This is a genomic window from Celeribacter sp., assembly GCF_048261515.1.
Taxonomy (GTDB): domain Bacteria; phylum Pseudomonadota; class Alphaproteobacteria; order Rhodobacterales; family Rhodobacteraceae; genus Celeribacter.
This window is the reverse complement of sequence record NZ_JBLXFZ010000001.1, coordinates 555,435-576,566: the sequence shown is the minus strand read 5'-3', so window position 1 is coordinate 576,566 and position 21,132 is coordinate 555,435. Positions and strand designations below refer to the sequence as shown.

Sequence of the window (21,132 nt, the reverse complement as noted above, 5' to 3'; positions counted from 1 at the left end):
CCGACCTCCTTCGGGTGAACGGTCAAAAAGCCGCCGATGACAGTCCGCCTCAATGAATAAAGAGCTGAAAAGGTCAATTTTTGCCGTTTTCAGATATCATTGCCGTTTACAGCCTTTGTGGCGCTATTTCCGAAATCTATACCGAATAGACAAATTCAAATTTTAACTAATGAGTCAAAGATGAAAAGAGTACTATTGCTGGCAGCGTCGGCCCTTGTGACCGCTTGTGCCCAACCTGAAACCAAGGTCATGAGCCCCTACACTCTCGCCAACGGCCACACCTACCAAGACGTCATTTCGATCGGCACAAATGGTAAGGGAACGGCCCCGACGGTCACACAGATCAATACCTATACGGTTGATCCCGCACACCGCAACGGAGGCGACGCACACCTTGTCAGTAGCTCTTTCGGTGTGGCGCAACCGCTCACCCACACCATTGTTCCTGCCTTGGTGGGAGGTGCAATTGCCGGAAGCATTACCTTAAACAGTGACAACGAGACCGCCGAAGCTGCGAGTGACGACGACGAAGAAAGCGCCACTTGTGCCAACGGGACATATGGGACACCACCAGACTGTGTTGGCCTCTCTGATATGCGTTTAAAGCGCAGCATTGCCTTGCTGGGAGAGCTGGGAAATGGAATTCCAGTTTACTCCTTCAAGTACCGTGATGATATGCTTGAGACCCGCAATCTGGACACAAAAACAACATTCGTCGGTGTGATGGCTCAAGATTTGCTCGCAGAGCATGCAGATGCCATCGTGACACTGCAAAACGGCTATTATGCGGTGCGTTACGACCGTATCGGGTTCGAAATGCAATCCTACGACGAATGGCTGCAAGATGGCGAAGCTTTGGTCACTAAAGCTTCTGCGGCGGTTCACTAGAATAGAAAACAACGTCACCCAGCTTCAGTCTCTGAAGCCGGGTGAACTACTTCCAGTTTCTTGGACTTGATCAGGAGAAAGCCAAGTCACGCGATGCACTTGTTGATCTGGGCGAATGGCTAAAGGAAAAACGTATAGAGAACTCGCGGGGCGCGCCGTTTTCCTCACGAACACAAGATAAGTTTGAGGTTGCTATCCAACCGCATCTTGCAGGAAAATCACTTCCTGCATGGCGGCCTCAAAGCGCGGCGCTTGCGTCCCACCGAGCGCGGTGCATAATCAAGCGAAACAGAGGTGCTAAACCTTCTCTGAGTTCTGGCCACAATTGGTGCCAAAAATACGGATGATGGACACATCATCCATGAGACGAAGTTATGAGTTAATTTACAGGTTTTGTCATGTGCTTGCGCCGTACATTGAGTGGGGCGACCGATAAGAAAGATCATGCTGCGCTTGGGCTGGTGGTAAAGGACGCGATGCCGAAGACGTTAATTTTGCAACTGTGCAATCATGCAAGTAGTGCTAGCTGGACGAAGTTAGTCACGCCTTGAAACTTGTCACGAAATCATCACGCGAGTGGTAGAATTTGGCTGAAATGCAACGCCTTAAAACGGAAATTGTGAGCGACAACCTCGTCGTAACTCATAACCAGAAAGATATTTTCGCCTCTATCAAAGGCACCTTCGTCGTCGGGGGTAACTTCCCTGGGAAACCTCGGCTTCGGCTGTATGGACGCGATTTTGACGGGAGAATTGAGTTTAGCGGCAAGCGATCGTCAAAGATTGCATCAAGGTTTCCTGATGCCTCAAATGCTCAAAATGCGCGCATTCTACCTACGAAAGTTGAGTACTATCACTTTCCCTTGCAACTATTTGTTGAGACGGAAGATGGCAAAAAATCTGAGTTTTTACGAACGTTAGATGTGCCTCAACTCGTAGCTGCACGGGATCTAGCCCTGATAAAGCTCTACAAAAATCACGTTGAGACAGGCCAGTCCGAAAGAATTTTTGTGCAGCTCAGGAAGATGATTTTGTCGCGCAAGAGTTCACTGACCAATATCATGGCTCGTGCTTGGCTTTATGGGATGTTCGATAAGCGCCCCCGTCAGTTAGCCATCTATCTATCAACATTGAAGCAAAAGTTCGATGAGCTTGAAAGGTTCAAAGCCTTCGAGGCGTTTGAAGAAGAGATGTTGGCAGAGGGAATAAAGCTGCAGTCGCCGCATGGAGGGTTTGACTTTCTCGCAGCACAAAATTCGGACGATCTCTGGAAAGCGTATGATACCCTAGCGGGTGAGCTAAAGCTCCTTGGATTAAAGGTATTCCTGAACTCCGGGACACTTCTGGGAGCAATCCGAGATGGTGATTTTTTACCGCATGATGATGACATTGATGTCGCCGTGATCTTGAACGCGGATAACGATATCGACGCGGGTAAGGAATTTTCTGCCATAAGAGCTTTGCTGCAAAAGAAACAACTACTCGACGAGCACGGAAAGCACTCGGCAGGCATCCTCAAGCTGCGCCGGATCAACGGCGTTCAGGTCGATCTTTTTCCAGCATGGATTTCACGAGATGACCAAGTATATGTCTATCCACACACATATGGCACCGTGGCTAAAGGCGATCTCCTCGACCTGAAAATCTGGAAGGGTCTGAGCAATACTCTTATACCGAGCGATCCAGCTCCGCTGCTTGCTTCAAACTATGGCGAGAACTGGAAAATTCCAGATCCCTATTTCCGTTTCCATTGGGCAAAATCCCGCCGTCAATTTAAAGATTTTTTGGCACAACTTCAGGACACACCAAATGACTAAAAAAGTCATCACCTACGGCACGTTCGACCTTTTTCATGTTGGCCATGTCAGATTGTTTCGCAGGCTGTCCGAACTTGGTGATCACCTCACTGTTGGCGTTTCCACAGACGAGTTTAATGCGAGCAAGGGAAAGGCTTCAGTGGTCCCTTTTGAGCAACGCGTAGAAATCGTGCAGAGTTGTCGCTATGTCGACGAAGTCCTGCTCGAAGAAAGTTGGGACCAAAAGCCCAAGGATATCGTTGCACACAACATTTCAGTTTTTGCAATGGGTGATGACTGGGCAGGAAAGTTCGACGATCTCTCCAAGTTGTGTGAGGTGGTGTACTTGCCAAGAACTACCGATATTTCAAGCAGCTTCCTGAAGTCATACGTCAAAAACGAACATGATGAGCGGGTCAGCCAAATAGAACGGAACGCCAGCAAGCTAATTAAAGGAAATGAGTGACACAAAGCTGTCTGCGGTGATCTCGTCGGCAGCCCTCTCGTCAGATGCCTGTTCTTGGGGCGTCCGGATGAACTGATTGTCGGCGAAGACCGTCTTCATTTGTCCGTTTTTCAAAATGACCTGCGCCCCAAGTTTCCTTCACCTAGCGAATAGCCCTTGGGTTTGCTCTGCCTCCCTTCTTTCTCCTGCCTCACTCGATTAGGGGCTCAGGTCTATGGCGAACTAAGACAAAATCCTTACGGGTTCTCGTCTTGCGAAAGCTCCATATCGCGGCGTGCTAACGCGTTTTGAACGCGTGCTGGGTAGTCCGAGATTATTCCATCGACGCCGAATGCGATCATTTGGTCAATGTCGATGATGTCATTGACCGTCCAGACGTTGACGATCAGCCCTAACTCCTGCGCCTGCTTAAGCGCGTCGATGGTAAGGTCTTTGAAATACGGGCACCATACTTTGCCGCCCAGATCTACGATCGCTTGCGGCAAGCTGCCATTGTGGTCATCGAGCGAAATTCCATCAAGCCAGGGGGATCCATCCAGGACGTTCGGTTCCATCGTGGTGCCGTGAGTCCGTTCCAGTGTGAGGTACCCCAGTGTGATTTCGGGCGCTCGTTTGGCGCAGGCCGCTTGGACCCGCCAATCAAAACTGGAGATAACACACCGATCACTCAGACCGTGCCGCTCCAACAGATCAACCACGTCCGAAACAATCACATCAGGCGCATCGTAGAGGTCAGGGTTCAGGGCATGCGACTTGACTTCGATGTTCAGCAGCATCGGTTTATGGTCAGCGGCCCATGCACAGAACTCATCAAAAGTCGGAACCTTCTCATGCGGCAACTGTGCCTGATCGGGAAACAGAATGTGATCCGTACTGGCGGGGCGCAATGCACCGACCTTTAGCTGGTCTACTTGTTCAGCCGTGATATGACGCACCAAATGAATGTCTGCGTCATGGGCTAAGGTCACATGCGGGTCATGCGCCAGCACAGTCAAACGATTGGCTGCGTTCTGGACATCAATCTCCACTGCGGTGACGCCGATGTCATACAGGTACTGAAAGCCAGCAATGGTGTTCTCAGGAAAGATGCCCCTCGCGCCCCGATGGCCGAACACCTGTATGTCCCGTTGTTTTCCACGGCTGTGCATTAGATGCGTTGTCCTGTTTCGGGGTCAAAGAAATGCAGGTTTTCAGGATCAACCGAGAAGCGAATGGTTTCGCCCGTGACAGCATGATGCACACCTGCAAGGCTCAAGGTGAACGCTTCGTTGGTTCCGTCCAGTCGACCGTGCAACAACGTGTTCGCCCCCAAGGGCTCTCCCATCTGAACCGTGGCCGAAAGGGGGCCATTGTCGTCTGCGATGACGTGCTCGGGACGAATGCCTACTGTGACTTTGCCTGTAGCCGATGTTTGCGCCGCAACTGTGGTCCCTGCGATCTTTAACACGCCGCCCTCTACTTCCGCGTCAAACACATTCATGGAGGGGCTGCCGATGAATTGGGCGGCGAACAGGGTTTGCGGGGTCTCGTAGACTTCGAGCGGTGTGCCGATCTGTTCGGCGCGTCCACCATTCATGACGATCATGCGGTCAGCCATAGTCATGGCTTCGACCTGATCGTGGGTTACATACAGTGATGTGATGCCCAGTCGGTTTTGAAGGTCGCGAATTTCGAGACGCATTTGCACGCGCAGTTTCGCATCCAAGTTCGATAACGGTTCATCAAACAAAAACACGGAAGGTTCGCGCACAATTGCTCGCCCCATTGCGACACGCTGCCGTTGGCCTCCAGACAGATCGCGGGGGCGGCGGTCCAGGTATCCTTCCAGCTGCAAAAGCTTTGCCGCTTCATTTACCTTTCGTTCGATCTCGGATTTCGGAATTTTCGCGATTTTCAGGCCATAGCCCATGTTGTCGCGCACGCTCATGTGCGGGTAAAGCGCGTAGTTTTGGAACACCATAGCGATGTCACGGTCCATAGGCTCAAGGTCATTGACGATTTTGCCGCCAATGCTGATGTCACCCTCGGATACGCTTTCCAGCCCTGCGACCATACGCAAAAGGGTGGATTTACCGCAGCCGGACGGGCCGACGATAACGATAAATTCGCCGTCTTCGATCTGGGTGTTTACGCCATGGATAACCTCGACAGAGCCAAATCGTTTCTTAACGTTATTAAGTTCTACAGTAGCCATGTTTCACCTATTTCTCGGAGTCCACGAGACCGCGGACGAATAGTTTTTGCATTGAGATAACGACGATCACAGGGGGGACCATGGCCAAGATTGATGTGGCCATAATCACCGGCCAGTCGGCTACATCATCGCCGGATGGGAACATCTGCTTGATGCCCATTACGATCGTGTTCATTTCGGGATCTGTCGTGATCAAAAGCGGCCACAAATATTGGTTCCAGCCGTAGATAAACAGGATCACAAACAGCGCCGCGATGTTCGTGCGGCTCATTGGGAAGAGGATGTCTTTGAAAAATCGCATAGGACGGGCACCGTCGACGCGCGCGGCCTCGGCCAATTCATCCGGAACCGTCATGAAAAACTGACGGAACAGGAACGTAGCAGTCGCGGATGCGATCAGCGGGAAGATCAAGCCGCTGTAGCTGTTAAGCATCCCGAAGCCAGCAACGACTTCATAGGTCGGAACGATGCGCACCTCGACAGGTAGCATCAGCGTCAGAAATATCATCCAGAAGAAGAAGCGCTTGCCCGGAAACTTGAAATACACAATCGCGAAGGCGGACAGAAGCGAGATGATGATTTTGCCAACCGCGATTCCAATGGCCATGATCAGGCTGTTGAGCAGCATCGTCATGACGGGAACATTCACGCCAGAGAAGAGGGCCTCTTTGTAGTTCTCGAAAAACTGGTCGCCTGGCCATAGGGGCATTGGCGGACTGACGATTTCGTGTTGCTCCACTGTGGAGGCGACGAAAGCCAGCCAGATCGGGAAGAACACAACAAAGACGCCCAAGATCATAATCGCATGGGTCATCCATAGACCTGCACCGCGCTTTTCGACCATTCCGGGGATCGGCTCTTTGCGGGGTTTGTGTGCTGAATGGGTCAATAGTGAACCCTCCGCTCAACGAATTTGAATTGAAAGATCGTAAGTGCGCCGACGACCACCAAGAGGATTACAGATTGTGCCGCCGAGGATCCGAGGTCTTGGCCGACAAACCCATCCGAGAACACCTTGTAGACAAGGATGGTCGTTGTTTGTTGTGGCCCGCCAGCGGTGATCGTGTGAATGACACCAAAGGTCTCGAAGAACGCATAGACGACATTGACGACCAGCAAAAAGAAGGTGGTTGGCGACAAGAGCGGAAGCACGATGGTCCAGAAGCGACGCCAGAATCGCGCGCCGTCAATCGCCGCGGCCTCAATCACCGATCTCGGAACGGCCTGAAGGGCTGCGAAGAAAAAGAGGAAGTTGTAGCTGATACGGCCCCAAGCGGAGGCAACAACGACAAGGCCCATAGCCTCACCGCCATTCAGCACATGGTTCCAGTCATATCCAAGTTGCCCAAGGTACCATGACACGACACCAACGCGGGTATTGAACATGAACAGCCACAAAACACCTGCAATCGCAGGAGCGACTGCATAGGGCCAGATCAACATGGTGCGATACGTCCCTGCGCCCTTTATCAATCGATCCGCAACCACGGCCAGAAATAGCGCTGGAACCATGGAAACAACCGTCACAAGTAACGAGAAGATCGCAGTCGTAACAAAGGACGCACGATAATACGGGTCGGAGAGAAGGTATTCAAAATTCCCCAATCCGACATATTGCATCGACAGCCCGAACGGGTCTGGGATGAAGAGTGATTGCCATATGGCCTGCCCAGCTGGATAGAAAAAGAAGATCGCTGAGACAAGTACCTGCGGTGCAATGAGGCATAGCGGCAATAGCCATCCTCGGAAGGTGACGCGTTTTTCCATGTGGATCTGCCTGATATGTCATGAATCGGACGCAACCAGTATGGTCGCGCCCGACAGGGAGGAAACCTTAGCGGTTTGCCTGTTCGAAGCGACGAAGAAGTGGGTTCCCGCGCTCGACAGCACTATCCATTGCCTCTTGGGCGGTTTTGTCGCCTGCCCAAATTGCTTCCATCTCCTCGTCGATGATGGTGCGGATTTGATCGAACGACCCTAGACGCAGACCTTTCGAATTCGCCGTTGGCTCGTTCGCTGTCATCTGATTTACGGCTACTTCGGTGCCAGGGTTTTCATCGTAGAAACCGGAAAGACGCGTTGCCTCTCCTGCTTCGGCCGTGATCGGCAGATAACCCGTGTCCTGGTGCCAGGCTGCCTGAACATCAGAGGACGACAGGAAGCTCAGGAATTCCCCGACGCCTGCGTATTCTTCGTCGTCATGGCCTTCCATAACCCACAGCGACGCGCCGCCGATGATGGTGTTCAATGGCGCATTGCCGACACCTTCCCAGTAAGGAAGCGGGCGCACGTCAAAGTCGAACTCGGCTTCAGCACGGATACCTGCATAACCAGCGGAGCTTTCGGTAAACAGCGCGCATTCACCAGAACGGAAGTTTGCACCGCCTTCATTGCGTCGACCAGTGTAGATGAACTTGCCTTCTTGTGCCCATTTACCCATCGCTTCGAGGTGTGCAACCTGTTCTTCACCATTCACCAAGAGCTCTGTGTCAAGGCCCGCAAAACCATTCTCTTTCGTTGCGAATGGCACGTCATGATAGGCCGAGAAGTTCTCGAGGTGAATCCAGCTTTGCCACGCTGTGACCAGCGGACATTCGGAACCGCCGTCCTTCAAAGCCGTCAGTGCTTTGTCAACGTTCTGCCATGTGGAGAGGTCCATGTCAGGGTCAACACCCGCAGCTTCAAATGCGTCGCGGTTCACCCAAAGGACAGGTGTGGAGGCATTGAAGGGCAGGGACAGCATGTCTCCTTCTGTGGTGGTGTAATAACCGCTCACAGCGCCGATGTAGCTGTCAGGATCGAATTTGGCACCGCTTTGCTCCATCACTTCGTAAACAGGGCGTGTCGCGCCTTTAGCAGCCATCATTGTTGCTGTGCCGACTTCGAACACCATCAAGATGTGCGGTTGCTCTTGAGCACGGAACGCGGCGATGCCTGCGTTCAACGTTTCGGAATAGTTACCTTTGTAGCTTTGAACGACAACATAGTCATCTTGGCTGGCATTGAATTCTTCAACTTGCGCGGCAACCAATTCGCCCAGGCGGCCTGTAAAGGCATGCCAGAATTGCACCTCGGTTTGGGCAGAAGCTGCAAGAGGGGTGAATAGTGTTGAAGCCACGGCGAGAGCGCCGATTGCTGATCGTTTCATGTTTTCCTCCCAGAAATCTAATCCGACTCGATATCGGTTTGACAAGGCTAACGACGTCGTAACATAAATCAACAGTATCTATTGAAGAAAAATATAACCAAATGGTATATCTCTGCGGAAGGATGTGATTAATCATGCCGGCTCCCAAGCTAAGACAGCTCAAAGTTCTTAAACTCGTTGCCGATCACGGGAGTATGACTCGGGCTGCAAAAAGTCTGGGGATTTCGCAGCCCGCGGTGAGCCGTGTCATAGCTGATCTATCTGAGACATTTGGGTTTTCTCTGTTTGACCGTAAGGACGGTCTTCTCGTTCCATCGCAAGAAACGCGCTACATCCTTCCCGACATCAGTAGAGTCATCGAACTGATGGATCATATCCAAGACACGACAAGCAACCTTACTGCACGCCGCGCAGGACATTTGCGGGTTGCTTGCTTGCCTGGCTTCGCAACAAGTCATTTACCGAAGGTTGTCGCGAGTTTTTTGGAAAATCGCCCAGATGTAACAATTACGATTGAACCTGATCGTCCGGAACGGATTCTGGAGTGGGTTCTCGGTGAGCAATATGATTGTGGTATAACCGATGGTTTCGATGGCCACCCAACTATAGAACGAACGACGGTTGATATCCGGACGGTCTGCATTTTTCCGTTGGGTCATCGTTTCGCAGAATATGCGCAAATTACACCTGCGCATCTCGACAACGAACGCATGGTACACACGCGTCGCGATAGTCACTTCTTCCAAACGTTAAGCGACGTTTTCCGAAAGAATTCAGTTTCACCAAAGCTTGTAATCGAAACGCGGCAGTTCACGGGAGCATGTGAACTCGTTTCACTGGGGGCTGGGGTGTCCGTGGTAAGTGAGCTTGACGCGCGAAACTATGAAGGTCGCCTGGATTACCGCCCCTTTGTGCCAAACATACCGCACCGACTATCTTTGGTGCGTCCTGTCCATCAGGCGCCGTCGATGATCGCATTGGATTTCATGGAGAAATTCAAAGAAAGCCTGAGTGATCTACTGGTCTGATGCTGGGGGTGCCAAATAAAGTGTTTCTCCCCGTGATCGCACCCGCAGCCCTCACCAATCTAGGGCCGCTGGGCGTAATCTAAAGCAGAGCTGCGCCGCCACGATACCCAGAAGGACTCTGACAAAAGCGATTTCACTCCCTATGCCTTGGTGTGCGTTGGGGATGTGTCGCATTTTATGGCCAAAAAGCCTGTGACTGCGCCCATCACGGAGACGACTTTCTGTGCTTCAAGTGATTTGGTGACCTGCCGTCAAATGGAGGCGAGTACCGGAATCGAACCGGTGTACACGGATTTGCAATCCAGAAAGAGAGACTTCAAAAACAACGACTTAAGGGTGCAAAACACCCCCTGACAAAAAGTGAACAAAAAGCGAAAGTTTCAAAGCCAATTTCGCCGGTTCAAAACGAAAAAGGCCCCGTCACAGCGGCAACTGTGAACCGGGGCCAAATAGAAAAAGCCTGTCAGCTTTCAATGGACAATAGCATAGGCCCGTGCTGCACCGCAAACGCTCAGTCTGCTTTTTCATGGCCTCTGACCGGTGAGGTGGTCCAATGAGCTGGCGTATCGCAAACGAATGCGCCGAACGCCGCTTTGGCAGCGCCGCGCGCAAGCAGATCATCATGTTCCTGGCTGACAAGGCGAGCGATGATGGCTCGGGCATCTGGTGCTCCAAGGGCACGATCCAGCGCCACACAGAGCTCAGCGAGAGCACGGTCAAGCGCACCATCATCGACTTCCTGCGTGAAGGCATCTTGATCGAGACAGGGCGGCGACACTGCAAGAACGGCTACACTGTCATTTACCGCATCGTTCTGGAACGCGTGGCCGCGCTCGACCCCACCGCCGAGCCCGACATTGAGACGGGGGTCACTGTGAACCCCGTCCAGCCTGAACCCGGTACGGGGTCCACGGTGAACGGGGTACGGGGTTCACGGTGGACCCCAAACCATCCTAAAACCATCCATAAACCACCTACGCGCAGGCGCGAGGCGGCGGAGGAGGTTGAAGATTTTGAAACTGAGAAGATCTTGGCGGCCTATCCCGAAGACAGGATCCGAGACCGGCGGACTACTCTGCGCCTGATTGCAGCGGCTGTGAAAGCCGGTGTGGAGCCCGATGACCTGAAGCAAGCGATCAAAGCCTATGCCAACGAAAGCGAAGGCTACACGCGCAGCAAGGTCTGTTTCTCAGACAACTGGTTCAAGATGCGCCGGTGGGAGAAGGGGCTTGCCCAGGTGCAGGCCGACCGTGAGAAGGCGCGAGAGGCCGAAGCCAAAGGCCGTGCGAGCCTCGCCGAGTGGATTCACGAGCGCCATCCCCTGTGCCGCCATATCACGAACCGGCAGATCGAGGATTTGATTGCGTCAAAGCTGGTGACGCCCGAGCAGGTCTGCGCTGCGGGGCTGCAGTCGTGAGTGTAGCTCGCATGTTACGCTGTGGCGTAAAAATAAAATATTTACGTTGCGGCGTAATTTACTTTGATTTACGCTACTCCGTAAAAGGAGCCGCATCATGGACCTCACAGCACGCACGGCCGAGCAGATCGGCGAGGCACTTCGCCGGACGCGAAAGGCGCGCGGCTGGACCCAAAGCGATATCAGCGCGCGCACGAATTTGCGCGTCGCGACGATTTCGTCGCTCGAGAATGGCGACGCGGGAGCGAAGCTCGCCACGGTGCTCGCTGTCATGGCGGCACTTGGGCTTGAGTTCCGATTGGTGGAGCGCGGTGGCTCGCTTGAGATTGAGGATATCTTCTGATGGCCAAACACGGGCGTAGCGGCACGATGCAAGTGCTTCTGAACGGACGGTTGGTGGGGGCTTTGCGTCTCGCTGGTTCAGGCGCGATCAGCTTAACCTACGATCACGACTGGCTGTCCTGGGAACACGCCATGCCCATCTCGCAGTCACTGCCTTTGCGCGAAGGGGCGCACCAGGGTGGCCCTGTCATTGCCTACCTAGAAAACCTGCTGCCGGACAATCAGGCGATACGCGAGCGCGTTGCCGCTCGGGTGCGCGCAGGCGGCACGGACGCGTGGCACATGCTGGAGAAAATCGGGCGCGATTGCGTGGGGGCCTTGCAATTCGTCTCAGGTGAGATTCCAGAGTTTGCCGTGCTCGAGGGAGAGCCCGTATCTCAGGCACAGATTGCGGATATGTTACGCAACCTCGCAAGCGCTCCGCTAGGCTTGGATGAGGAAGACGACTTCCGCATTTCTATCGCCGGGGCGCAGGAGAAAACAGCGCTGCTGCGCCACGAGGGCGCGTGGATCCGTCCATCGGGGCTCACTCCTACGACCCATATCTTCAAGACCCAGCTAGGTGTTTTACCAGCGGGGATTGATTTGTCTGACAGTGTTGAGAACGAATTTTTCTGCATGAGTTTCTGTCGCGCCATGGGTTTGGATGTAGCAGAGGTCGAAATTACTGACTTCGAAGACGTACGAAGCCTTGTCGTGACGCGGTTTGATCGGCGCTGGACCAAAGATGGCCGCTTGATCCGCCTCCCGCAGGAGGATTTTTGTCAGGCGCTCTCAGTCCCACCCAGCCAAAAATATCAAATGGATGGCGGACCGGGGATCACTCAAGGCATCGGACTGCTAACCGGCAGTGATGACCCCGAGGCGGATCAGCGCGTGTTCTTCCGCGCGCAAGTGCTGTTTTGGCTTTTAGGGGCGACAGACGGGCACGCTAAGAATTTCAGCATCGCATTGCGCCCTAGCGGGTTCCGCATGACCCCGCTCTACGATGTGCTGAGCGCTCAGAAAGCCGTGGATGACGGTCAAATCCGCCAGAACCGGATGCGCCTCGCGATGGCGGTCGACGGTCACTATCGGATCAATGAGGTGGTACCTCGCCATTTCCTACAGGCTGCAAAGGCGGCTGGCTTTGGTGTGGCGCTGGCGGAAGAGGTCGTGTCGGACATCGCGACGGAGCTTGAACCCGCCTTGGACAAGGCACTAGAAGAACTGCCGGATGGGTTTCCACAGCCATTGGCGGAAACCATTGCTGCTGGCGTGCGACGTCGGGCGATTGCCTTTCATGCCGTATGATCCGCAGATCATTTTTCCGGTTTATGGTCGGTAGATCATATTTACTGCGAGCAATCTGCAGGTCCAGTACACGAGTTGCAGCGTTCCAGGCCAGCTTTGGCGGGAAAGCCCAGAGATTGATGGCCAAACTCAGATCATCAACGCCGTGTTTCTGATTGCTGAACATAAGCGGGCAGCCGTGTCAGACGCGGGACAAACCCCACTTCAACAAGAAAATTCCCCTGCGCCAGCGCATTCCTCGCGAGGCAAGTTTCTCGCTGACAGTCCCTTGATGCCAGCTTTGGTCATGTTCATCGAAACACTCAAAGTGAGGATCAAAAAATGGCTACTCAAACTCTGAAACTAAACGTCAAATCCGGCGAAAAAGACGGCAAGAACTTCTGGGACCGCTGCGGCGTCCTATTCGTCAACACCGACGACAGCGGCAACATCACTTCGATCAACGTCAAACACAGCATGTTCCCCGACGTCGAAATGGTCGCCTTCCCGCGTCGCGATGATGATCCAGTCACCGAATGACTGCGGTGCCGGGGCGGATATCCCGCCCCGGGTAAAGGGGACTGCTGCGTCTACTGTTCTTACGCAACGGTTCCATGTCCACCAATCCAAGAAGGCAAGTCCTGCTGCGCCTAGGGGCGATTCAGGCCTCGCGCAGCTGAAGGGTCAACGAACCTCCGAAAAGCCTCTTAACGAGGCGGCTCAGATAAAACGACGTGTCGACGCCATATACTCTTCAAAATCAGACCCGTATTGCTTCTTGAGCCACGGTTCTTCCGCGAATGGCGCGGATATCAAAATCAGGATAGACGCTGTACCAACTATGAGTGCTGAAGGCGCTGCAGCAAGCATCATCCATCCACCAACAATCGCGATATCGGCCATGTACTGAGGATTGCGAGAGTAACGATACATGCCAGCGGTCCTCAGCGTACCTTTCGCGCCGCCCGTTTGCGGCACCCCGAAATGAGCGACTTCAGACCAAACAACGATATTGCCGATAACGATAAGGGGTATCCCAAATCCGAAACGCAGCCAGCTTGGCAAAGCAAGATTTCCCCAACTCGAGACACCGAGGACGAGCAGGATCCCGAATAATGAGAAGGTTGGCAGCCAAACCAGTATTGGAGTGATGGCTGTGTACCGCTGGGGCGGCCAGATGCGACGCTCTGGGTAAGCGATTGACCAAAGGATCGAACCGAGCGTGGCCACTACAATTCCCAGACCAAGGTAAACTAGAAGAAGCTCCATCATTCTCCTACCCTCTCATGCCCATAGAGTTTCGCGCCATTGTGGGCATTTTCCAGATCTTCCAATTCGAGTGTGGAGTGCCCGATGCCGAACTCTTCGGCGAGACGCGCCTTCACGGCGGCTTTGATTTTTTCGCCCGACGCGCCATCAGCCGTCACGATATGGCAGTCCAATGCCGTTTCATTCTCTTGCATCTGCCACAGATGAACGTGGTGGACATCATGGACCCCGTCGACGTCCCTGATTGCAGCGACAACCGCGTTATTGTCGACGTCGGGCGGGCTACCAAGCATCAGGATGCGGATGGGTTTGCCGATCTCGGTCGTGGCCAGGTAAAGGATATAGACCGCGATACCGATCGTGATCGCCGGATCGACCCACCACATGTTATAGAGCAGGATGAGCGAGCCGCCGATAATTACGGCAACAGAGGCCAACGCGTCCGACAGGTTGTGCAGGAAAAGCGCCCGGATGTTCACGCTGCCCTTTTGCATCGAATACGTCAGCAGCGCCGTCAAAGTGTCGACGACCAGCGCCACCGAGCCCAAGACCACCACGGTCCAACCGGCCACTTCGGTTGGTTCGATCATACGCATTCCGCCTTCGTAGATGAGATAGACACCAACGAGAATGAGGGTGGTGTAGTTGATCAAGGCAGCCACAACTTCGATCCGACCATAGCCGAATGTCATGCGCGCGTCTGCGGGGCGTCTGGCGATTTTTCTCGCCGCAAAGGCGATCACCAAGGATGCCATGTCGGAGAAATTGTGCAGAGCATCCGCGATGAGCGCCAGACTGCCGGATAAGATCCCACCGACGATCTGCGCAACAGTTAGAAGAGCGTTGGCCCAGATCGCGATGGAAACACGGCGATCCCCGGAAGCCGGATCAATATGCGCGTGACCGTGACCGTGATCTTGAGGCATGACGGGATTCCTTGTGCCTATGATTTGGTAAAGACAAGCCGGGAATTTGTGGAACATTGCCCGATCTGATCCGGCGCACGCGGGCGTTCATCCAATGGCGGATGATATGGCGATACAATATGCCCTTTACGAAGCTGAACGCCTGCTGATGAGTGGCGTAGAATTCGTCTGGTGCGTCGAAAATACCAAAGTCCTGAGCGATGCCGGTCTCTTGGATGTAGGTATCGCCGCCCGTCCACTCCACAGGTGGAGCCTGCAGGCAGTCGGTTCCTGCCCCGTAACCGCAGAGGCTCGGTGAATCGGTAAATGTGGATTGGAGCGCCGAAAGAAACTCTGCATCCAGAATGAATCCTTCGAGGTTCGCCCAACCCGTCTCCGTCTCCACCTCAACCCAAGAGTGGACGATCTCATTGGGGGCAAGAGGATAGACGAGCTCTGGCACAACACCCCGTTGCAGCTCTTTGTGGATCGTGAATCCATGCAGGCGGCACCGCACACCTACCGCGCGCAACAAGGCCATAAGTAACGTGCCCTTGGTATTGCACTGGCCAAAACCGTCCGTGAGGACATCGGCGGCCGGCATATCGTCTGCGCGGTTATACCCAAAGGCAATTTCATTGCGTACGAAATCGTAGACCGCGCCAATACGGTCATGGGTCGCAAGAGCTTTCCACCCTCTTTCCGCAACCAACTGCTCAATCGACGGATGGCCGAAATTCAGGATTGGGGTGGCTGCTAACAGCCGGTCTTCTGCGCTCATCATACATCTCCTCGAATCGTCTTTGAGTAAGGTATAATTGCTACAGTGACTATAGGTTCAAGGCTTAACTTTAAGCGCTGCGTGGACCTAGGAGAATGACGGCAGCGCCAAAGAGGCAGACAGCCGCTCCCATTGCATCCCACCGGTCAGGCCGCTGGCCCTCAACCAGCCACATCCACGTAACTGATGCTGCGATATACACCCCGCCATAAGCCGCAAATGCTCGTCCCGCGACGGTGGTATCGACCTGCGCCAGCAACCAACCAAACGCTAACAAGGCGCATCCTCCCGGGAGTATCCAAAATGGGGTTGCCCCGAGCCGCCACCAGGTACAGATCGCGAAGCAACCGGCAATTTCGGCCAATGCGGCGAGTGGGTAAGCGGCCGGTGCTGGCATTACTAGGCGCCAATCTCATCGTGATCAGTCAGACACTCCGAGTGATCGCGCAAAACCTCGAGAACCTTACAGTCGGCCGTATTGCCCCCGCTGCATTCGTGGATCATCCGTTTCAGCTCTGTGCGCAGCGCTTTCAAGCGATCCATCCGCAATTCGACCTGTTTGAGTTGTCGACGAGCGATGGAGTCGGCCTCATGGCAAGATCGATCCGGATTGTCGCTAAGATCAAGTAGCTCGCGGATCGCCTCCAGCGGAAATCCCAACTGGCGCGCGTGTCGAATAAAGGACAAGCGATCGACTTCGGCGTAACCGTAACGCCGCTGCCCGCCTTCAGTGCGACCCGGTTCGGGCATCAGGCCGATCTGTTCATAGTATCGAATGGTTTGGACTTTTGTTCCGGTCTTCTTTCCCAAGCTTCCAATTGTCAGCATGCAACCTCCATATCTATAGTGTTGGTAGCTATAGCTATTGGCATGCGCAAGCCAGCACTGTAATCACAGGTCCGTGAAGGGCTGCTTCTTAGCCAAGAAATAGCTTGAACCTCTAGCAGCTAGAACATTTAGACCGCTGTAAAAATGGGCGGAATCGGGCGTAATACGACCAATGAGATTTTCTACGTTACAAAAAATGCTTTGGGGACTCGTCACAATCGCGATTGTTGGGTTCATTTGGCTGCAGGTTTCTACCAGAAGCGAACCGCGGGCTGATGATCCTGCGTTCCGGGCGGATTTCGAACTGACCGATCACCAAGGCAAGGTGCAGACGGACGAAGACTTCGCAGGGCGCTGGATGCTCGTGTTCTTCGGCTTTGCGAATTGCCCTGATGTCTGCCCCACGACCTTGGCCGAGGTTGCCGCCGTCATGGATGGGCTCGGCTCTAACGCGGCCCAAGTCCAGCCTCTTTTCATTTCGATTGATCCGGAACGTGATACGCCCGAACAACTGGCAGGGTTTGTCCCGGCCTTTGATGCCAATATCATCGGTCTCACCGGTACAGCGGATCAGATCAAGCGAACGTCCGAAACCTTCCGTGTATATTACGAGAAGATCGAAGAGGCGGCTTCGCCCAATGGGTACACGATGGGGCATTCCTCTCAGCTGTTCCTCTTTGATCCCCAAGGCGGATATGTCGGGGCTTGGACATATGGCACATCAGCTGAAGAAATTCTTTCTGACCTTAAGGCGCGGATGTCGATATGAGCCGATTGATGTCAAAAGAGACGGCTTTGACCGCCGCGTGGATCGTCGCTTTGGGAAGTTCCCTGGCCGTGCTCTATATCGGTGAGGTGCTGGGGCAGGCTCCGTGCAATCTGTGTTGGTTTCAGCGCGCTTTCATGTTTCCGCTAGCCATCGTTCTTGGCCTTGGTCTCTGGTGGGAAGATCATCGGGTCGGCCGCTACGGTGTTGCGCTCGCCCTTGGTGGGGCCGCCATCGCACTTTGGCATCTGGGCCTCTACACTGGAATTCTCCCGGAGCGCATCCAGCCCTGCACAGCGACCGGCCCGTCTTGCACCGATGACAATCAGGTCTTCCTCGGCGTCCCAATCCCGCTCTTGTCGCTGATCGCCTTCGGGTTGATCGCGGTCCTGTCCATTTTCTCCCTGAAGGAACCACGCACATGAAAAACAAATCGATCGTTCTATCGGTCCTTCTCGTCGGTCTTGCAGTCTTTGCGGCCGCCGTTTGGTTTCAGTCGCGCTCGGCCTCGGTGGTTCAGGTTGAGCTAGTCCAGCCGGAAATCGCGGAAACACTAATCCGGTCCTACTCTCCAATCATTGGTCCGGAAGAAGCCCCTGTGACTATAGTCGAGTTCTTCGATCCGGCTTGCGAAGCCTGCCGCGCCTTCCATCCGATTGTGAAGGACATACTGGCCGAGCATGACGGCGATGTACGCGTCGTGCTGAGATATACCCCCTTCCACGGTGAAGCCTCAGAACAGGCCATTCGTGTGCTCGAAGCGGCACGCATGCAGGGCGTTTTTGAGCCGGTCCTCGAAGCACTCCTTGAGTTCCAGCCCCGGTGGGCCTCCCATGGTGCCCCCGCGCCCGGTTTAATCCTTGCGATCGCTGAACAAGCTGGTCTTGACGCTGACAGCGCGCAAACGCAGATGATGGCTCCTCAGACCGTTGGCGTTCTCAATCAAGATCGCGCCGATGTGGAAGCGGTTGGCGTGCGCCAGACACCCACCTTCTTCGTAAATGGAAAACCTCTTGATCCCTTCGGCGCAGATGAGTTGCGCGCCCTCGTGGCTACGGAAGTCTCGGCGAATGGATCATGACCAGAAAACTATCAGGAACAAACCTATGAGAAAATCTACCTTCCATGCCCTTGCATTCAGTATTCTGGTCGGATTGCCTACAGCTTCCCTTGCGGGTTCGGAAGACATTGTGATCGAAGACGCATGGGCCCGCGCGTCTATCGGTACCAACCGTCCGGGCGTAGCCTACATGACCCTGCGCAACACGGGCACTGACCCGGTGACATTGGTCGGGCTGGAAACCCCATTGGCCATGATGCCGGACATCCACGAAACCACGACTGATTCAAATGGTGTCAGTTCCATGGGCCCAGTCGGTGAAATCGTCATTTCTCCGGGCGAGAGTGTTTCGCTGGAGCCAGGCGGCATGCATGCGATGCTGATGCGGTTGCAAGCCAAGATGATCGAAGGCGAGACGTTTCAGCTAACCTTAAACTTTGCCGATGGCGGGACACTGACTGTTGACGTTCCCATTCTTGGCATTGCGGCGCGCGGTCCGGAAGGCTGATGAACCGAAGAACCCTTTTCACTTATGGTGCCGCAATAAGCGGGGCGCTTGCGCTCACGCTATTTATCGGCTGGTGGCGAGTGGACGGTCCCGGCGCGCCTGAACCTGTAGCTCAGCGACCCTTGCCGCTCACCCAGATGGACTTTCAGATGACCGATCAAGGCGGTGCAACCGTCGGACCCGCGTCGCTTCTGGGCAATCCATCCATGGTGTTTTTTGGCTTCACATACTGCCCCGATGTTTGCCCAACCACATTGTCGGATATTTCTGGCTGGCTTGACGACCTTGGAGATGATGTTGCGGACATGAACGTCGTGTTCATCACGGTCGATCCGGAGCGCGATACCGTGGACGCCATGGCGGAATATGTCAATTATTTTCACCCTGCTATCCAAGGCTGGAACGGGACGCTTGAAGAGACAGCGCGCGCTGCCGCTGGCTTCCGTGCGCGCTATGAAAAGGTCGCTACGGACGGCGACTATACGATGAACCATACGGCAAGCGTCTTTCTCTTTGATGCTGAGGGGCAGTTTTCCGGCACAATAGACTACCATGAACAACGGGAATTCGCGGTGCCAAAAATCCGCCGCGTCCTGACAATAGAAGAAGAAACATCATGAAGTTGAGGTATCCTGCATTTGGTGTCTTAGGCGCTTCTTTAGTCCTAACGCTAGTCTTGGCATCACAGGCCAACTGGGGAATGTCCCGGGCACCCGATGCACTTGCTGCGGCGTCGAATTGGCAGCCCGTTCCCTTGCAACAACCATCTATGTCGCTTCAAACAGAGTCACCCTCTTGGAGCACGATTGCGGCAGCTGACAAAGTCATTTGGTCCTCAGAGCCGCCGGAGCCTCTAGCTTACGACGGAGCGTTTTGGGAAATGTCCTCGCCAGTGGTAACCTGGTCGGGCACCTTGTCCTCAGGTGAAACCTTAGATGCATTGCTGTCCGCGGCGGGCCTTTCTGCTGGTGATCGCGCCGAAGTAGCTTTGGCCATGGCGGCAGAATATGACCTGCGCAAGCTTAGACCCGGATATGGCGTCGAAATTGAAACTTCCGTTTCCGGATCGCTTAATCGAGCCGTATTGTCTGTTGACGAAGGCGTCCAAATCGAAGCGGTTTTCACAGATGAGACTGCCACTCGGAGAATATTGCCTGAGCCTGATCTGGTGCTGCGGGCGGCAGATATGACGGTGCAAAACTCGATTTCGGCAACTCTTGCATCGGCAGATGTTCCCGCTCGGTTTGCCGTAGACTTGGCTGAGATGTTGGGAGGGACCGTTGACTTCCGGCGTGATTTGAAAGGCGACGAACCGTTGCAATTGATGTGGCGTGAAGCCAGGCTCGGCGACCAGATTATCGGACAACCTCACCTGTCCTTCGCAGCGCTGACCATCGACGAAACCCGCTATGAGATCGTGTGGCCGGACGACAACTCTGGCAACGCGACAATTTTTGTCGATGGAGAAGTGTTGCGCGTGTTCGCGCAGCCTGTGAAGGGAGCGCGGTTGAGTTCGGTGTATGGCAACCGCAGACATCCGGTTTATGGAGATGTGCGCATGCATACAGGGGTTGATTTTGCAGCTCCGCATGGGACGCCCGTTTATGCCACCGCACCTGGAACTATTTCCTTTGTTGGTCGACGCGGCGGCTATGGACGCGTGGTCGAGATCGCGCATGGCTCGGATACTATGACCCGCTATGCGCATCTGAGTTCTGTGCCCGACGGTCTTTCGGTCGGAGAAAGGGTTACAGCGGGCGAGACGATCGGTCGCGTTGGTGCGACAGGAACTGCAACAGGTCCAAATCTGCATTATGAAGTGCGGGTGGATGGTCGACCCACAGATCCAATGTCGGAAGAACGGCTTGCCGAAGCGGCAAGAGCAGAAGGAACCAATCCAGACATTGTAGCACGTCTTCATGAGAGCCGGGCACAGTTTACTGGATTACTTGATCAGGATGTCGCTCAAACGATGTCAGAAAGTCTTTAGATAATGAAAAAACACTTACTCTCCGCCTTGTTCACGCTCGCATTGGCTGGGCAAGCGATCGCCCAAACGACCCCAATTGAAGTTATTAAGACGAATGGTTGCGGTTGCTGCCTAGCGTGGATGAAACACCTCGAAGAAAACGGCTTTGAACCCACAGGTGAGGATATGTTTGCAGGCCTTTTTGTACGCTTCAAACTCGATAATGGCGTTCCGCAACGTATGGTGTCCTGTCACACGGGGCTCATCGACGGATATGTGATCGAAGGCCATGTCCCAGCGGGTGATATACGCAGGTTACTCAGCGAAAGACCAGACGCAGTAGGCCTCGCGGTGCCGGACATGCCGCTTGGCTCGCCTGGTATGGATCAGAGCCGCTGGCGTGAGGCCTACGACGTGTTTCTCATCAACAACGACGGGTCGACAGAAGTCTTCTCAAGCTATTCTGGCGACTGAAGAGATTTACAACGAAAGATAT

General features: G+C 54.2%; 25 protein-coding genes. 15 read left to right on the top strand and 10 right to left on the bottom strand.

Annotated features, from left to right (window positions below):
- Window positions 1–180: 180 nt before the first annotated feature.
- The 3 genes from ACN0SC_RS02870 (at window position 181) to ACN0SC_RS02860 (ending at window position 3,149) form a co-directional block, all read left to right on the top strand.
- On the top strand, window positions 181–888 hold the full coding sequence (locus ACN0SC_RS02870; protein WP_417248142.1) for a tail fiber domain-containing protein: 708 nt from the start codon (window positions 181–183) through the stop codon (window positions 886–888).
- 595 nt (window positions 889–1,483) lie between these two features.
- Entirely contained in the window at window positions 1,484–2,704 is a 1,221-nt protein-coding gene (locus ACN0SC_RS02865; RefSeq protein ID WP_417248547.1) for a LicD family protein, read from the top strand.
- The gene (locus ACN0SC_RS02860; protein ID WP_417248141.1) at window positions 2,697–3,149 is read left to right on the top strand and encodes an adenylyltransferase/cytidyltransferase family protein; all 453 of its coding nucleotides are present in this window, start codon (window positions 2,697–2,699) and stop codon (window positions 3,147–3,149) included. Before ACN0SC_RS02865 ends, ACN0SC_RS02860 begins: the two co-directional genes overlap by 8 nt.
- Before the next feature lie 236 nt (window positions 3,150–3,385).
- Here ACN0SC_RS02860 and ACN0SC_RS02855 read toward each other — a convergent pair whose 3' ends face one another.
- The 5 genes from ACN0SC_RS02855 to ugpB form a co-directional block, all read right to left on the bottom strand.
- Window positions 3,386–4,297: a glycerophosphodiester phosphodiesterase family protein gene (locus ACN0SC_RS02855; RefSeq protein WP_417248140.1), complete on the bottom strand. Its 912-nt coding sequence runs from the start codon at window positions 4,295–4,297 to the stop codon at window positions 3,386–3,388.
- A complete protein-coding gene (locus ACN0SC_RS02850) occupies window positions 4,297–5,343 on the bottom strand; it encodes an ABC transporter ATP-binding protein (protein WP_417248139.1) in 1,047 nt (348 codons plus the stop codon). The genes ACN0SC_RS02855 and ACN0SC_RS02850 overlap by 1 nt, the downstream gene beginning before the upstream one ends.
- A gap of 7 nt (window positions 5,344–5,350) precedes the next feature.
- Window positions 5,351–6,187 (bottom strand): sn-glycerol-3-phosphate ABC transporter permease UgpE, encoded by an 837-nt coding sequence (gene ugpE, locus ACN0SC_RS02845; protein ID WP_417248138.1) that lies wholly within the window; start codon window positions 6,185–6,187, stop codon window positions 5,351–5,353.
- Between the two features lie 41 nt (window positions 6,188–6,228).
- Complete coding sequence (gene ugpA / locus ACN0SC_RS02840) at window positions 6,229–7,110, bottom strand: sn-glycerol-3-phosphate ABC transporter permease UgpA (RefSeq protein WP_417248137.1); 882 nt, start codon at window positions 7,108–7,110, stop codon at window positions 6,229–6,231.
- Window positions 7,111–7,177: 67 nt separating this feature from the next.
- A complete protein-coding gene (gene ugpB, locus ACN0SC_RS02835; RefSeq protein ID WP_417248546.1) occupies window positions 7,178–8,491 on the bottom strand; it encodes a sn-glycerol-3-phosphate ABC transporter substrate-binding protein UgpB in 1,314 nt (437 codons plus the stop codon).
- A 134-nt stretch (window positions 8,492–8,625) separates the two neighbouring features.
- On the opposite strand from ugpB, the gene ACN0SC_RS02830 reads away from it, so the two are divergent.
- The 5 genes from ACN0SC_RS02830 (at window position 8,626) to ACN0SC_RS02810 (ending at window position 13,090) form a co-directional block, all read left to right on the top strand.
- On the top strand, window positions 8,626–9,519 hold the full coding sequence (locus tag ACN0SC_RS02830) for a LysR substrate-binding domain-containing protein (RefSeq protein WP_417248136.1): 894 nt from the start codon (window positions 8,626–8,628) through the stop codon (window positions 9,517–9,519).
- 553 nt (window positions 9,520–10,072) lie between these two features.
- A complete protein-coding gene (locus ACN0SC_RS02825; RefSeq protein WP_417248135.1) occupies window positions 10,073–10,936 on the top strand; it encodes a hypothetical protein in 864 nt (287 codons plus the stop codon).
- Between the two features lie 97 nt (window positions 10,937–11,033).
- Window positions 11,034–11,279, top strand: a complete 246-nt coding sequence (locus ACN0SC_RS02820) for a helix-turn-helix domain-containing protein (RefSeq protein ID WP_025059995.1) — start codon at window positions 11,034–11,036, stop codon at window positions 11,277–11,279.
- Window positions 11,279–12,571 carry a type II toxin-antitoxin system HipA family toxin gene (locus tag ACN0SC_RS02815; RefSeq protein ID WP_417248134.1) on the top strand — a complete coding sequence of 431 codons (1,293 nt, stop codon included), beginning with the start codon at window positions 11,279–11,281 and terminating at the stop codon, window positions 12,569–12,571. Before ACN0SC_RS02820 ends, ACN0SC_RS02815 begins: the two co-directional genes overlap by 1 nt.
- Before the next feature lie 321 nt (window positions 12,572–12,892).
- The gene (locus ACN0SC_RS02810; RefSeq protein ID WP_303964642.1) at window positions 12,893–13,090 is read left to right on the top strand and encodes a hypothetical protein; all 198 of its coding nucleotides are present in this window, start codon (window positions 12,893–12,895) and stop codon (window positions 13,088–13,090) included.
- A 180-nt stretch (window positions 13,091–13,270) separates the two neighbouring features.
- Here ACN0SC_RS02810 and ACN0SC_RS02805 read toward each other — a convergent pair whose 3' ends face one another.
- The 5 genes from ACN0SC_RS02805 to ACN0SC_RS02785 form a co-directional block, all read right to left on the bottom strand.
- Window positions 13,271–13,822, bottom strand: a complete 552-nt coding sequence (locus ACN0SC_RS02805) for a methyltransferase family protein (protein WP_417248133.1) — start codon at window positions 13,820–13,822, stop codon at window positions 13,271–13,273.
- A complete protein-coding gene (locus ACN0SC_RS02800; protein WP_417248132.1) occupies window positions 13,819–14,745 on the bottom strand; it encodes a cation diffusion facilitator family transporter in 927 nt (308 codons plus the stop codon). The genes ACN0SC_RS02805 and ACN0SC_RS02800 overlap by 4 nt, the downstream gene beginning before the upstream one ends.
- Window positions 14,708–15,505, bottom strand: coding sequence for a transglutaminase-like domain-containing protein (locus ACN0SC_RS02795; protein ID WP_417248131.1), 798 nt, complete (start codon window positions 15,503–15,505; stop codon window positions 14,708–14,710). The genes ACN0SC_RS02800 and ACN0SC_RS02795 overlap by 38 nt, the downstream gene beginning before the upstream one ends.
- 70 nt (window positions 15,506–15,575) lie before the next feature.
- Entirely contained in the window at window positions 15,576–15,902 is a 327-nt protein-coding gene (locus ACN0SC_RS02790; protein WP_417248130.1) for a YnfA family protein, read from the bottom strand.
- A 2-nt stretch (window positions 15,903–15,904) separates the two neighbouring features.
- On the bottom strand, window positions 15,905–16,333 hold the full coding sequence (locus ACN0SC_RS02785; RefSeq protein WP_037210196.1) for a MerR family transcriptional regulator: 429 nt from the start codon (window positions 16,331–16,333) through the stop codon (window positions 15,905–15,907).
- A gap of 172 nt (window positions 16,334–16,505) precedes the next feature.
- Here ACN0SC_RS02785 and ACN0SC_RS02780 point away from each other — a divergent pair, with 172 nt between their 5' ends.
- From ACN0SC_RS02780 to ACN0SC_RS02750, 7 genes are read left to right on the top strand one after another with little or no spacing between them, the layout of a single operon-like run.
- Entirely contained in the window at window positions 16,506–17,102 is a 597-nt protein-coding gene (locus ACN0SC_RS02780; RefSeq protein ID WP_052377150.1) for an SCO family protein, read from the top strand.
- Window positions 17,099–17,524 (top strand): disulfide bond formation protein B, encoded by a 426-nt coding sequence (locus tag ACN0SC_RS02775; protein ID WP_417248129.1) that lies wholly within the window; start codon window positions 17,099–17,101, stop codon window positions 17,522–17,524. Before ACN0SC_RS02780 ends, ACN0SC_RS02775 begins: the two co-directional genes overlap by 4 nt.
- Window positions 17,521–18,180 (top strand): DsbA family protein, encoded by a 660-nt coding sequence (locus tag ACN0SC_RS02770; RefSeq protein WP_417248128.1) that lies wholly within the window; start codon window positions 17,521–17,523, stop codon window positions 18,178–18,180. Before ACN0SC_RS02775 ends, ACN0SC_RS02770 begins: the two co-directional genes overlap by 4 nt.
- 25 nt (window positions 18,181–18,205) lie before the next feature.
- Entirely contained in the window at window positions 18,206–18,667 is a 462-nt protein-coding gene (locus tag ACN0SC_RS02765; RefSeq protein WP_417248127.1) for a copper chaperone PCu(A)C, read from the top strand.
- The gene (locus tag ACN0SC_RS02760; protein ID WP_417248126.1) at window positions 18,667–19,287 is read left to right on the top strand and encodes an SCO family protein; all 621 of its coding nucleotides are present in this window, start codon (window positions 18,667–18,669) and stop codon (window positions 19,285–19,287) included. Before ACN0SC_RS02765 ends, ACN0SC_RS02760 begins: the two co-directional genes overlap by 1 nt.
- Complete coding sequence (locus ACN0SC_RS02755) at window positions 19,284–20,657, top strand: M23 family metallopeptidase (protein ID WP_417248125.1); 1,374 nt, start codon at window positions 19,284–19,286, stop codon at window positions 20,655–20,657. Before ACN0SC_RS02760 ends, ACN0SC_RS02755 begins: the two co-directional genes overlap by 4 nt.
- A gap of 3 nt (window positions 20,658–20,660) precedes the next feature.
- Window positions 20,661–21,110, top strand: a complete 450-nt coding sequence (locus ACN0SC_RS02750; protein WP_417248124.1) for a DUF411 domain-containing protein — start codon at window positions 20,661–20,663, stop codon at window positions 21,108–21,110.
- Window positions 21,111–21,132: the final 22 nt, after the last annotated feature.